The organism is Bartonella sp. CL162QHHD (genome assembly GCF_042195435.1).
Lineage (GTDB): Bacteria > Pseudomonadota > Alphaproteobacteria > Rhizobiales > Rhizobiaceae > Bartonella.
Genome location: NZ_JBHIOG010000059.1, coordinates 1 through 13,109 on the forward strand (window position 1 = coordinate 1; position 13,109 = coordinate 13,109).

Below are 13,109 nucleotides of genomic sequence, written 5' to 3' on the forward strand. Positions count from 1 at the left end.
GAGGTCTTCCCATGATCAACGTGACCAATCGTACCAATATTAACATGCGGTTTTGTTCGTTCAAACTTGCTCTTCGCCATTGCTATTAATCTCTTGTTTTATTCCCTATTTTTGTTAGCACCTAGGGTCAGTCCTGCAAAAATGAGTCTGACCAGACTGTAAACAGCCCAATAACCACAACTCTTAGAGGCAAAACCCCACCCAATCTATAAATGGAATATCCTCCATCATACCTATTTGCCCAATCATCAACAACCATTTGGAGCGGGTAGCGGGAATCGAACCCGCATATTCAGCTTGGAAGGCTGCTGCTCTACCATTGAGCTATACCCGCATGACCCACGTACTAACTCTCCTTCGATGAATGGTGGAGGGGGTTGGATTCGAACCAACGTAGCATACGCAACGGATTTACAGTCCGCCCCCTTTAACCACTCGGGCACCCCTCCATTACACCGATAAAGTCACGCAATGAGACATCACGACAACCATCTTGAATACCCATTCAATTCAATCTGATTGCGAAGTGGTTATGACGATTACTATTGTATCTGTCAACAGAATAAATACAGTTCTGTACAAATTTCCTGCTCATAATTTTAAATCATAGATTTTTTTCTCTCTATTTTTCTTATTAACACGCTATAAAGAAGCTATGAAAGAAAAAACATCACAAAATTCTCATTATGCTCGTTTGCGTCGCCGATATCGCGATACAAAAGGCTCTCCTTCTCGATCTTTTACACACCCAAAGAAGAAAGCTGCTTCTTTACAGCAAGGGATCATCTATCTTTATGGTATTCATTCTGTTCAGGCTGCTTTAGAAAACCCAAAAAGAATTTTAAAATGTCTTTACGTTACACAAAATGCCTTAAAACGATTAAATATATCCGAATCAGATTATCCTTGCTCTGTTACATTATGCACCCCCAAATATCTTGATTCGCTTGTTGGAAGTGAGGCTGTTCATCAAGGTATTGTTCTGGAAACTCTCCCCCTCAAACCATGCAAACTGTCGGAACTAACCAATACTGATCTGGTCATTGTCATGGATCAAATTACCGATCCACATAATGTTGGCGCTATTATGCGCTCTGCAGTTGCATTGAAAGCTAAAGCACTTATTACAACTTGCCGTCACTCTCCCCACGAAAGCGGTGTTCTTGCGAAAGCGGCATCTGGAGCTCTGGAAATGATTCATTATATTACCGTACGAAACCTCGCTGAAGCTCTTCAAGAACTTCATCAAACAGGTTTTACAAGCTTTGGTCTCGATTCAGAAGGTGACCAACCTCTAGAAACAGCATTAACAGGGAATAAAATTGCTCTTGTTTTAGGAGCAGAAGGTAAAGGTTTACGTAAAAAAACACGCGAAACCGTTTGCGCTTTAACACGCCTTGACATGCCTGGAAATATTAAATCATTAAATGTTTCAAATGCAGCAACAATAGCTCTTTATGTGGCACATCAATATCTTAGATTCTAGTTTTTAATTTTTTGTGAAACATCAAAAAAACCAACCAACAAAAAACCCGCAAAAAACCCGCCAATATGAGCTTCCCATGCTATTGAGATGCCATTTTCTTCAAACAAAATAGAAGAAATACCTATGATCAAATCAGTCGTCAGCCATACACTCATATAAACAAGAACCCCCTTAGAACACAGAGCTTTTTTGACAGATAATAAAGGTCCTAAAAGTTTTTCGTTCTGCGCATTGACAGCTAGATTACCACTAGGAAAACCGTAACGTGCAATAGCACCCATCATTCCAGATACGGCACCTGACGCCCCAATAAGTGATATGGTACTTTCTTGATGAAATGTAAAATAAGTCAAAACAGAAATAACTGCCGTTAACACCCAAAAAATTAAAAAACGTAAAACACCAAAATGCCTTGCTAAAGGAGAGCCAAAAACCAAAAGCCAAACCATATTAAGAGCAACATGTTTAAAACTACTATGCATAAATGAATAACTCACCATGGTATAACAAAATGCTACAGGATCCCTCTTAAACAATGCTGGTATAAATGAAAAAAACTCAAGGCTTTCAACATAAAACTGATGAGAAAAAAAATACTGAGAAATGCAATAAAGACAAAAACAAAATGCTATCAAAACAACTATAATAAATGGAACATTCAATAAAGGTTCTTTAGGTTGTTTCGGCAATCGGGAAACATCATTATGGTGGTGACTAGAAACTTTCATTGTATAAAATCTCGTATTTTTCAGAAAATGGGTTATTCTTTATACAAAAGAAATATACCACTCCCAGTGATGCAAAATCTTTTTAACGCCTCTTCGAGGCCTCTTTTAAAATTTTCAATAGCTCTACATGAAAACACGTGTATTTTATACAAAAGATTTTAAAAAACATGGATACCAAGAATATGATTTACAAACTTAATGGTATTCTGCTTACTTAAATGTGAAGTTATCATGCAATATACAAGAACTTACAAATAGACAAACTCACTTATGAGTGTGGTATATAATAAAAATATATAAACATTATTTTCTTACTAGAAATATATTGATTATTGCATTTTTTAACCAAGCTATACTTCGATTGATAAACTTTAAAGAATCTTAAATCTCAATTTTTCCATTAATATAGCCTGCATTGCTTCTACGCTTTGAACGAAAAGCGACATCTCTATGAGAAAAAATACCAATACAGCGTTCTCTAGATATAATAATTAGTGTTTCATGATGAATTACTTACTTGATAGTCTGTTTCCCTCATAAATGCAAAAGCGTCAGTTCATCTCTTTAACAAATATAAACAAGCCTTTCATTTCAACCTTTTACAGATATAATTCAAGAACTGTCTCTTATGAAACACTGAAAAAATATGTTTATTCTAATGATGCATCTTTGAATTTAAACAGTTCATGACGGAGTTTTTTATTCCTTTCTTAGACAGTCTTATTTACACATCCGTCACTTTTAACGCGCAAGAGAATAGTTTGGATCAATTCAATATAAAAAATTTTAAATGAGGTAATCATAGGAATTTGAACCTCCTATTAAGTTGTAAAATGATAAATAACCATTATAAATCAATGTATTATAAATAGATAATACACTAATCATTGAAGAGGAAGATCTTGAGAATTCTGCTTGCAATCCTTTAACCATACATCATAAATAGGATGCTCAACAGCGTTCAAACCAGGACTATCCGCAAACATCCATCCTGTAAAAATACGCCGTATTTTTTTATCTAATGTCACTTCATTGACTTCAACAAAACCTGTTGTACGCGTGGGTTCATCTTTAGAGCTCGTATAACACGCACGTGGAGTTACCTGTAATGCACCGTACTGATAAATTTTACCAAGAGTAACTTCAAAACGTGTAGTCCGCCCCGTGATTTTGTCAAGACCCGCAAAAACAGCAATTCCATTGCTAATACGTTCAGCCCGCACTCCACTATTTAAGGATAAAAACACTAAAATTCCCATTAAAAAAATATATAAAAAATGCCTCACCCCTAACAATAAAAAAAATCTCATCATATCAAAATCAATCGCACCTTAAAAAAATAATTCTTTTCATAACATAGAGTCAAATAAGACAAAAATACACACGCACATTAAAACATGTTATTTTTTAGGTGACCACGCATCATAATCTTCATGCACACAAGAACGCTCTCCATTGGAAGTGATAGCCCCCTTTGGTCGATAGTCCTCACTTGTTCCTGTCATATTTGCAACATGAGGCTTTTCCCATTCATAAGGATGATAATCCTCCTGTGTTGGTGGACACTCACAGCGATGATGAATCCAGCCGTGCCAACCTGGTGGAATAGTAGAGGCCTCAGAATAGTCTTTATAGATAACCCAACGGTGCGGATAACCATCCTTATGAAGTCCTCCTTCATAATATATATTTCCAAATTGATCTTCCCCTATCCGCTTACCTTTGCGCCATGTGAAAAAACGCGTACCAATGGTATTGCCATTCCACCATGTGAAGATTTGCTTAAAAAAACGAGCCATCTGCTATTCCATTCATTTAGTGCGCTCATGAAATTAATCGTTGGAATAAAATTATTAACGATTGAAATTATCGAAAAAGTTACTCGTAAATTCAACTACAATTCCAATTGATAGGTTAACGTGCTATCCTTTAATTTCAAGAAGATATCATATGTATGGCTTCTTCTCCACCCCATAAAAATTTAATCTATGCCAAGTTTCATCTTAACCAATTCATTAACAGCTTGGGGATTTGCCTTACCACCTGTTGCTTTCATTACCTGTCCAACAAACCAACCAGCTAAAGCAGGTTTGTGCTTTGCTTGCGCAACTTTATCAGAATTATTAGCAACGATCTCATCAACAGCTCTTTCAATAGCCTTTGTATCCGTTACCTGCTTCATATTTCGCTCTTCTACAATTTGGCGTGCATCACCCCCCTCATTCCAAATAATCTCAAAAAGATCTTTGGCAATTTTTCCAGAAATAACTCCTTCTTTTATGAGATCAATAATACTTCCCAATTGATTTGGCGATACTGGGGACTCTTCAATCTCACGATTATCTTTATTTAAAGCCCCTAAAAGGTCGTTAATCACCCAATTGGCAACTATTTTTCCATCACGCCCACGCGCTACCTCTTCAAAATAATCAGCAATAGCCTTTTCTGTCACAAGAATGGAAGCATCATACACTGTCAATCCCATTTCCTTAATAAAACGTGCTTTTATAGCGTCAGGCAATTCTGGTAAGTCTGCTGCCAAAGCATCCACAAATGCTTGATCAAATTCTAATGGTAAAAGATCAGGGTCAGGAAAATAACGATAGTCATGCGCTTCTTCCTTTGAGCGCATAGAACGCGTTTCACCTTTAGCGGCATCAAAAAGCCGAGTCTCTTGATCTATGACGCCTCCATCTTCTAAAATTGCGATCTGACGACGCGCTTCATACTCAATTGCTTGACCAATAAAGCGAATAGAATTAACATTTTTAATTTCACAGCGCGTTCCAAAATCTTCACCAGGACGACGAACAGATACATTGACATCTGCACGCATAGAACCTTCATCCATATTGCCATCGCAAGTGCCCAAATAACGAACAATCGTACGCAATTTTGTCATATAGGCTTTGGCTTCATCTGATGAGCGCATATCAGGTTTGGAAACAATTTCCATAAGAGCAACACCAGAACGATTAAGATCTACAAAAGACATCGTTGGATGTTGATCGTGCATCGATTTTCCAGCATCCTGTTCAAGATGCAACCTCTCAATTCCCACTTCAATATCCTCAAATTGGCCATTCGAATCTGGACCAACAGATATGATAATCTTTCCCTCTCCCACAATGGGATAGCGAAATTGAGAAATCTGATACCCCTGCGGTAAATCTGGATAAAAATAATTTTTGCGATCAAAAACAGACTTTAAATTAATATGCGCCTTTAATCCTAACCCCGTTCGAACCGCTTGACGAACACATTCTTGATTAAGAACAGGCAACATACCTGGCATGGCTGCATCAATAAGTGATACATGATTGTTCGGCTCTGCACCAAATTTTGTTGATGCTCCTGAAAAAAGTTTTGAATTTGATATGATTTGCGCATGAACTTCCATGCCAATGATGACTTCCCAATCACCTGTAACTCCAGAAATAAAACGCTTAGAATCAGGAGTACGCGTATCAATGATGCTCATTGCCAATCCACTACCAATATTTAAAATATACTCATGGCTTATCTAAAACCATTCTCTCAGTGTAACCCCAGAACATAAATCTTACAACACAAGCCCGTTTCTATCGGGCTTGTTCTGTTTGCATAAATATTAAGCTTTTTTAGGAGCCTTTTTCTTAGCTGGTTTTTTCTCTGTAGACGTTTCTTTCACTGCAGACTTTTTCTTTGCCGGCTTTTCTTCAGGAACATCTGATTCGTCATATTCTTTCATCAACTCTTCAACCGTCACTTCTTTATCTGTGACTTTTATCTGTGCTAATAAATGATCAATGACCTTTTCTTCAAAAATCGGAGCACGTAGATTTTCAACAGCTTCCGGAGTCCTACGGAAAAAATCCATAATCTCTTTCTCTTGTCCAGGATACTGGCGAACCTGATCAAAAACGGCTGCTTTTAGCTCATCCTCACTAACTTTAACACCAACCTTCATTCCAATTTCAGAAAGCACCAAACCAAGACGAACACGACGCTGCGCAAGGACACGATATTCCTCCCGTGCCTTTTCTTCTGTAATACCTTCATCTTCAAAACTGCGCCCAGCCTTTTTCAAATCATCATTAACCTGAGCCCATATATTGTTAAACTCAACTTCTAAAAGTTCTTCAGGAATCTCAAAATTATAATCAGCATCTAAAGCATCAAGAATTTGACGCTTAACTTTTTGACGTGTCACTGAACCATATTGGCTTTCAATCTGCCCACGAACGACCTCACGTAAGCGATCTAGAGACTCTAAACCAACTTTTTGCGCTGCTTCATCATCAATTTTTAATTCATCTGGTTTAAAGACAGCTTTGATAGTAATGTCAAACTCTGCTTCCCGTCCCGCCAAATGTGCCGCACTGTAATTATCTGGAAATTTAACAAAAATCGTTTTTGCATCCCCAGCTTTCACACCAACCAATTGCTCTTCAAAACCAGGAATAAATTGTTTTGACCCAAGAATCAGTTGTGCATCACTATCTGCCCCACCTTCAAATGGAACGCCTTCAAGCTTACCTTGATAATCTATGGTAATACGATCACCTTCTTCAGAATTCCCCTCTTTTAGGGAATAATTACGCGTAGAAGAAAGGACGCGTTTGACTTGATCATCAATATCCTGTTCAGGAACAGTTGCAATTTCACGGATAACCGTAATGTGTTCAAAATCTTTAATGTCAATTTTTGGTAAAACTTCATACTTTAAACTAAAAGTAAAATCAGCTTTGCCATCTAGAATTTTTTCATCTTCATCTATATCAATTTTTGGCTGCATCGCTGCACGTTCATTGCGGTCTGCTAAAATAGAACGGGGTGCATCACTGAGTATCTCATTGAGAATCTCCGCCATAAAGGATTTACCATACATTTTTCGCAAATGCCCACTAGGCACTTTACCGGGACGAAAACCATTAAGCTTGATTTTTCCCTTGGTATCATCCAATCGTTCATTCAACTTTTCTTCTAAATCTTTCGCTGGAACCACGATCTTAATTTCGCGCTTCAGTCCTTCATTAAGCGTCTCGGTAACCTGCATTAAACACCTTCATTTTTCTAAGGAGAGGGATCAACCCACTCTAATAATCATTACATTCTAACACTTCGAGTGTTACATTTACCATGAAGCGGAATTTCAGACACGTAGAAATCCGTAGCACCTAAGGGATTGCTTTGGTGCGGATGGAGGGACTCGAACCCCCACGGTCTCCCGCCAGAACCTAAATCTGGTGCGTCTACCAATTTCGCCACATCCGCTCAAACTTACAAGCTAATAACCTTATACAAGCGGCGTTTCTATACCATTAATTACAGAAAAAAAGCAAACAAATATATTAAAAAAAACAAAATCTATGCTTTTCATACATAACTGCTTACGCTAAAAGTCAATTATGTTAAAGACATTTGATATCCCAATTCATATCATCGGTGGCGGTCTTGCGGGGTGTGAAGCGAGCTGGCAAATCGCTCAATCAGGAATTCCTGTTGTTTTGCATGAAATGCGGCCTGAAAAAAAATCAGATGCCCATAAAACAGATAAATTGGCAGAATTGGTTTGTTCAAATTCGTTTCGTTGCGATGATTCATTAACAAATGCCGTAGGGCTTTTACATGCTGAAATGCGATTAGCAAAATCGTTAATTATGAAAGCTGCTGATGCCAACAAAGTTCCCGCAGGGAGTGCTCTTGCTGTTGACCGTGATGGATTTTCAAAAACCGTTACGACAGCACTCGAAAACCACCCCCTTATAACAATCAAACGTGAAGAAGTTCAAGAAATTCCTAAAGCTTGGAAACATGTTGTCATTGCAACGGGCCCCCTTACATCGCCTGCACTTACTCAAAAATTACAAGCAATAACCGGTATAAAAGCTCTTTCTTTTTTTGATGCGATTGCACCTATTATCCATACCGACAGTATTGATATCAACATTTGTTGGTATCAATCTCGCTATGATAAAATTGGTCCTGAGGGAACAGGAAAAGATTATCTTAATTGTCCTCTCAACAAAGAACAATATGAAACATTCGTTGAAGCGTTAAAAAATGCTGAAAAAACAGAGTTTCGTGACTTTGAAAAAACGCCCTATTTTGATGGATGCCTCCCCATTGAAATTATGGCTGAGCGCGGACTTGAAACGTTAAGACATGGTCCTATGAAACCTATGGGCTTAACTAATGCCCATAACCCTACAGTTAAACCCTATGCTGTCGTTCAATTACGCCAAGATAATAAACTTGGAACGCTTTATAATATGGTCGGCTTTCAAACAAAACTGAAATATGGTGAACAAATTCGTATTTTTAGAATGATTCCCGGTCTTGAAAAAGCAGAGTTTGCGCGTCTTGGTGGTCTTCACCGCAATACCTACCTCAACTCGCCAATTATTCTTGATCAAACCCTTCGTTTAAAACAAAAAAGACAACTACGCTTTGCAGGGCAAATTACCGGATGTGAAGGTTATGTAGAATCAGCGGCAATAGGGCTTCTTGCTGGACGTTTTGCTGCTGCCGAATATCATCATATTTCCCCTTGCCTCCCCCCACAAACTACAGCATTCGGAGCCCTTTTGAATCATATTACGGGGGGACACATCATAGATGAAAAAGCAGAAACACAGTCTTTTCAGCCAATGAATATCAATTTCGGACTTTTTCCCCCTATTGCTTCTATTAAACATTCAGGGAAACGCTTACCAAGTAAAGAAAAAAAATTAGTAAAAAAACAAGCCATAACAGCGAGAGCTCTCAATGATTGTACTCAGTGGTTAGCAGATAAAGAATCAAAGAGCTCCTGTTTATAAAAAACATACGATTCGCCTCTCACCTACTGAATAGATCTTTATGACTCTCGTGAAAAAATCATTCTAAAGCCTTTTAAAGACTGTCTCCTCCAATCAATAAATACTACCTACATTTCATCATTTATTCAATTATGTAGGTGCTGTAAAATAACTTTTGGCTATAAAAAACCTTTACCGCTATCAACAATTTAATATGATTTAATGACTAAAAAAAATAATCATATAAATATATTATGAATAATCAAAAAAATAGATGAAAAATACACACGTAATACTGTACTATCTTTATTAATAGTTTTTATATTACGTAATGTATATTATTTTATAAGAGTAATTTTTCTGTTTTGTAACTTCCTCCCTCAAAATTTGTGATGTTCTCTCATTTTAACTCTTGTATGATGAAGGAAAAATACTCGCTTGCATATCACAAGTGAAATAAAGATATGGAAAAAATATTTGTAGGATAGAGCTGGAGCTATCTCTCCCCTCTCAAATGCCAAGAAAAATCACAATATTGAAAACCAAATCTGAATATCAAAAGATTCTTTCATTTCAGGCTCTCTAATAAATCAATAAAATTATCCTCTTGGTGTGTCACAAGAAAGGTTGGCGTATAAGAGTAAAAGAATAAAACTATCCCTTATGCACTCGTCTCAGATATCTGGGGCTAGTCGCAACATTATAGGAACTGAGAAAATAGATAGCACGGTGGCACCAACATGCACTTTTATTAAGCGTAAATGGTGATATATAATAACTTTTATGGACTTTACAGAGTTTTCCGCCTCATATTATTTACGGATCTTGTTTTGAAATAAATACCGTAACACTTCAGCGTAATAAAAGTTAATATTACATTTTATAAGCCATACCCGTGCTCAATTAATACAGTGCAATATTTCATTGAAAATGACTAAAAAAATATATTTCCAGCAATACATGAAAATAAAAAATATCGCAAAGATCTCAAAGTTTTATATGAAAAATGCACATAACACATGTGTTAAAAAAACCCGCTTATAAATAAATCGGGTTTTTTTAATGTAGCTTAAATTATTTTTTATTAACTGCTTCTTTAAGGCTTTTTCCTGCAGAAAATTTGGGTACAGAACGTGCTGGAATATCGATTTCAGCACCAGTTGAAGGATTACGCCCCTTTGTTGCAGCACGATGAGAAACTTCAAAAGTGCCAAAACCTGGAAGACGAACATCTCCCCCTGAAGCTAAAGCTTCTGTTACAGAAGCCATAAAAGCATCAACAACAGCACCAGCTTGCGCTTTCGAAACACCTGCCTTTTCAGCAACGGAGCTAACCAATTCACTTTTATTCATAAAATATTTCCTTTCCCTATATTACCTGAACATGACTTAATCATGTTATTGGTCAGTTTATTGAAAAGTACAGCAAACAGAAGTCTTATTTTTATCCAAAACATTGTTTTTTTAGCAATAATCACAGTTATTCACGGAATTTTTCACTTTTTCCAACAAAAAACAAAATAATAACCTCAACAACGCCTTCTGCCACCTAAAAAATGCCGTTATAAATGAGATAAGTGAATCAGTGCGCAATCTGTATTCCGTCACTATCACTGCTCTCTGACCGGATTGGGACAGCCACTGTAGAGGGTTCTTTCCATTCAATAGTATCTGGAAAACGAACCAAAGCGTGTTTCAAAACTTCACTCACATGATTTACCGGAATAATTTCCATATTATTTTTGACATCATCAGGAATATCAACCAAATCTTTTGCATTTTCTTCAGGAATAAGTACTTTTTTTATCCCTCCTCGAAGAGCTGCTAAGAGTTTTTCTTTTAATCCACCAATGGGTAAAACGCGTCCACGTAAAGTAATTTCACCAGTCATTGCAATATCTTTATGCACAGCTACTCCTGTAAGGACCGACACAATTGCTGTCACCATTGCAATCCCAGCAGAGGGACCATCTTTTGGTGTCGCCCCCTCTGGAACATGAACATGGATATCGCGTTTTTCAAAAAGTGGAGGCTCAATACCAAAATCAACAGCACGAGAACGCACATAAGATGCGGCCGCTGAAATGGACTCTTTCATAATATCACGTAAATTTCCAGTTACAGTCATCTTACCTTTGCCGGGCATCATAACTCCTTCAATGGTCAATAACTCTCCGCCGACTTCTGTCCACGCAAGGCCTGTCACAACACCAATTTGATTTTCGCCTTCAATCTGATTGTAATGATAACGTTTAACACCCAAGAAATCATGAATATTACTTTCTGTAACTTTTACAGATTTTTGATGCGTTTTGAGAATTTTTGTAACGGATTTGCGGGAAATTTTCATGAGTTCACGCTCAAGGTTACGAACGCCTGCCTCACGTGTGTAAAACTGAATAATTGACCTTAGTGCTCCATCAGAAATACTGAGTTCTTTTTTAGACAAACAGTGATCTTTTAGTGCCTTTGGAAAAAGATGCTGTTTAACAATTTCCATTTTCTCACATTCAGTATAACCAGCAATACGAATAATTTCCATACGATCCATTAACGGACCTGGAATATTAAGCGTATTGGCAGTTGTGATAAACATGACATCAGAAAGATCATATTCAACTTCCAAATAGTGATCAATGAACGTACCATTTTGTTCAGGATCAAGAACTTCTAATAAAGCAGATGAAGGATCGCCACGAAAATCTTGTCCCATTTTATCAATTTCATCAAGCAAGAAAAGCGGATTAGATTTTTTTGCTTTTTTCATAGACTGGATAATTTTTCCAGGCATCGAGCCAATATATGTTCGGCGATGTCCACGAATTTCTGCTTCATCCCGGACACCTCCCAATGAGATACGAACATACTCACGCCCCGTTGCCTTTGCAATAGAGCGCGCTAATGATGTTTTCCCAACACCTGGAGGACCTAACAAACAAATAATGGGGCCTTTTATCTTTGACGCGCGACTTTGTACGGCCAAATATTCAATAATTCGCTCCTTAACTTTTTCAAGACCAAAATGTTCATTATTCATGACCTTTTCAGCAAAATCTAAATTGTTTTTAATCTTAGATTTTTTACCCCAAGGCATTGCTAATAACCAATCAAGATAGTTACGTACAACTGTCGCTTCTGCAGACATAGGAGACATATTCCGTAATTTTCTCAATTCTGCTCCAGCTTTTTCCTGCGCTTCCTTGGATAGTTTTGTATTCTTGATACGTTCTTCTAATTCAGAGAGTTCATCTCGGCTATCATCACCTGCTCCTAACTCTTTTTGAATAGCCTTCATCTGCTCATTGAGATAATATTCTCGTTGGTTTTTTTCCATTTGCCGTTTAACATGCGAACGAATACGTTTTTCAACCTGCAAAACAGAAATTTCTCCTTCCATGAAGGACAAAACACGTTCAAGACGGGCCCGCACAGGTAAGAGCTCTAATATTTCTTGCTTTTCTGCAAGTTTAATCATCAAATGAGAAGCAATCGTATCGGCAAGCTTAGAAGGATTATCAAGCTGGCCAATCGCATTCACAACTTCAGGAGAGATTTTTTTATTAAGCTTTACATAGTTTTCAAAATAAGCAATCACTGACCTTGAAAGAGCTTCAATCTCAACATCACTCTCTCTAGGTTCTTCTGTAACAGTTGCAAAAGCCTGATGATAACCTTCACTTAAAGCAAATTGACTAATTTTTGCACGTGCAGTTCCTTCAACCAAAACCTTTACAGTACCATCAGGAAGCTTTAAAAGTTGAAGAATATTAGCAAATGTACCAATATGATAAATATCCTCTGATTTTGGATCGTCATCAGAAGCATTTTTTTGTGTCACCAATAGTATTTGCTTATCAACCGCCATCGTTTCTTCAAGAGCACGAATTGATTTTTCGCGGCCCACAAAAAGTGGAACAATCATATGGGGGAAGACAACAATATCACGAAGAGGTAAAACAGCATAAACCCCATCTCTTACTTCATCTGTCTTTTCATCAATATATTGCATAACTCTCCTTTCTGGAGCCTATGAGCTACCTACAACAACCAGCTCACCTTTAGAAAACCTCAGCTCTTCACTGTACATGAAGTGGTAATTACTCATACATAAAT

At 37.3% G+C, this 13,109-nt stretch carries 9 protein-coding genes, 3 tRNA genes and 1 pseudogene; 2 read left to right on the forward strand and 11 right to left on the reverse strand.

The annotated features are described in order from the left end of the window. From ACFILD_RS05385 to ACFILD_RS05395, 3 genes and pseudogenes are all read right to left on the reverse strand, one after another. Window positions 1-80, reverse strand: a pseudogene (locus tag ACFILD_RS05385) (elongation factor Tu); the annotation flags it as partial. 180 nt (window positions 81-260) lie between these two features. Then, window positions 261-334 (reverse strand) — tRNA-Gly (locus tag ACFILD_RS05390). Window positions 335-365: 31 nt separating this feature from the next. After that, window positions 366-449: transfer RNA gene (locus ACFILD_RS05395), tRNA-Tyr, on the reverse strand. A 206-nt stretch (window positions 450-655) separates the two neighbouring features. On the opposite strand from ACFILD_RS05395, the gene ACFILD_RS05400 reads away from it, so the two are divergent. After that, the gene (locus ACFILD_RS05400; protein WP_375637362.1) at window positions 656-1,486 is read left to right on the forward strand and encodes a TrmH family RNA methyltransferase; all 831 of its coding nucleotides are present in this window, start codon (window positions 656-658) and stop codon (window positions 1,484-1,486) included. Here ACFILD_RS05400 and ACFILD_RS05405 read toward each other — a convergent pair. The 6 genes from ACFILD_RS05405 to ACFILD_RS05430 form a co-directional block, all read right to left on the reverse strand. After that, window positions 1,483-2,214, reverse strand: coding sequence for a rhomboid family intramembrane serine protease (locus tag ACFILD_RS05405; RefSeq protein WP_375658310.1), 732 nt, complete (start codon window positions 2,212-2,214; stop codon window positions 1,483-1,485). The two genes, ACFILD_RS05400 and ACFILD_RS05405, sit on opposite strands and share 4 nt — an antisense overlap. Window positions 2,215-3,098: 884 nt before the next feature. Continuing rightward, the gene (locus ACFILD_RS05410; protein WP_375631374.1) at window positions 3,099-3,524 is read right to left on the reverse strand and encodes a DUF2155 domain-containing protein; all 426 of its coding nucleotides are present in this window, start codon (window positions 3,522-3,524) and stop codon (window positions 3,099-3,101) included. A gap of 90 nt (window positions 3,525-3,614) precedes the next feature. Next, complete coding sequence (locus ACFILD_RS05415) at window positions 3,615-4,013, reverse strand: NADH:ubiquinone oxidoreductase subunit NDUFA12 (RefSeq protein WP_012755018.1); 399 nt, start codon at window positions 4,011-4,013, stop codon at window positions 3,615-3,617. A 182-nt stretch (window positions 4,014-4,195) separates the two neighbouring features. Continuing rightward, window positions 4,196-5,695 carry an Asp-tRNA(Asn)/Glu-tRNA(Gln) amidotransferase subunit GatB gene (gene gatB / locus ACFILD_RS05420; RefSeq protein ID WP_273791161.1) on the reverse strand — a complete coding sequence of 500 codons (1,500 nt, stop codon included), beginning with the start codon at window positions 5,693-5,695 and terminating at the stop codon, window positions 4,196-4,198. A gap of 129 nt (window positions 5,696-5,824) precedes the next feature. After that, window positions 5,825-7,252, reverse strand: a complete 1,428-nt coding sequence (tig, locus tag ACFILD_RS05425; RefSeq protein WP_273791160.1) for a trigger factor — start codon at window positions 7,250-7,252, stop codon at window positions 5,825-5,827. 135 nt (window positions 7,253-7,387) lie between these two features. Further along, window positions 7,388-7,470, reverse strand: a tRNA-Leu gene (locus tag ACFILD_RS05430). A gap of 134 nt (window positions 7,471-7,604) precedes the next feature. Here ACFILD_RS05430 and trmFO point away from each other — a divergent pair. Further along, window positions 7,605-9,017 carry a methylenetetrahydrofolate--tRNA-(uracil(54)-C(5))-methyltransferase (FADH(2)-oxidizing) TrmFO gene (gene trmFO, locus ACFILD_RS05435; protein WP_375664867.1) on the forward strand — a complete coding sequence of 471 codons (1,413 nt, stop codon included), beginning with the start codon at window positions 7,605-7,607 and terminating at the stop codon, window positions 9,015-9,017. Between the two features lie 1,053 nt (window positions 9,018-10,070). On the opposite strand, the gene ACFILD_RS05440 is transcribed toward trmFO, so the two are convergent. Together ACFILD_RS05440 and lon are read right to left on the reverse strand one after the other, a co-directional pair. Next, entirely contained in the window at window positions 10,071-10,349 is a 279-nt protein-coding gene (locus ACFILD_RS05440) for an HU family DNA-binding protein (RefSeq protein ID WP_273791158.1), read from the reverse strand. Between the two features lie 229 nt (window positions 10,350-10,578). Continuing rightward, on the reverse strand, window positions 10,579-13,005 hold the full coding sequence (gene lon / locus ACFILD_RS05445) for an endopeptidase La (protein WP_375643071.1): 2,427 nt from the start codon (window positions 13,003-13,005) through the stop codon (window positions 10,579-10,581). Between the last annotated feature and the right edge of the window lie 104 nt (window positions 13,006-13,109).

Excerpts from the sequence above, each read along its gene's own strand:
- ACFILD_RS05400 (WP_375637362.1), top strand. The coding sequence starts at position 656 with ATGAAAGAAAAAACATCACAAAATTCTCATTATGCTCGTTTGCGTCGC.
- ACFILD_RS05405 (WP_375658310.1), bottom strand. The coding sequence starts at position 2,214 with ATGAAAGTTTCTAGTCACCACCATAATGATGTTTCCCGATTGCCGAAA.
- ACFILD_RS05410 (WP_375631374.1), bottom strand. The coding sequence starts at position 3,524 with ATGAGATTTTTTTTATTGTTAGGGGTGAGGCATTTTTTATATATTTTT.
- ACFILD_RS05415 (WP_012755018.1), bottom strand. The coding sequence starts at position 4,013 with ATGGCTCGTTTTTTTAAGCAAATCTTCACATGGTGGAATGGCAATACC.
- gatB (WP_273791161.1), bottom strand. The coding sequence starts at position 5,695 with ATGAGCATCATTGATACGCGTACTCCTGATTCTAAGCGTTTTATTTCT.
- tig (WP_273791160.1), bottom strand. The coding sequence starts at position 7,252 with ATGCAGGTTACCGAGACGCTTAATGAAGGACTGAAGCGCGAAATTAAG.
- trmFO (WP_375664867.1), top strand. The coding sequence starts at position 7,605 with ATGTTAAAGACATTTGATATCCCAATTCATATCATCGGTGGCGGTCTT.
- ACFILD_RS05440 (WP_273791158.1), bottom strand. The coding sequence starts at position 10,349 with ATGAATAAAAGTGAATTGGTTAGCTCCGTTGCTGAAAAGGCAGGTGTT.
- lon (WP_375643071.1), bottom strand. The coding sequence starts at position 13,005 with ATGCAATATATTGATGAAAAGACAGATGAAGTAAGAGATGGGGTTTAT.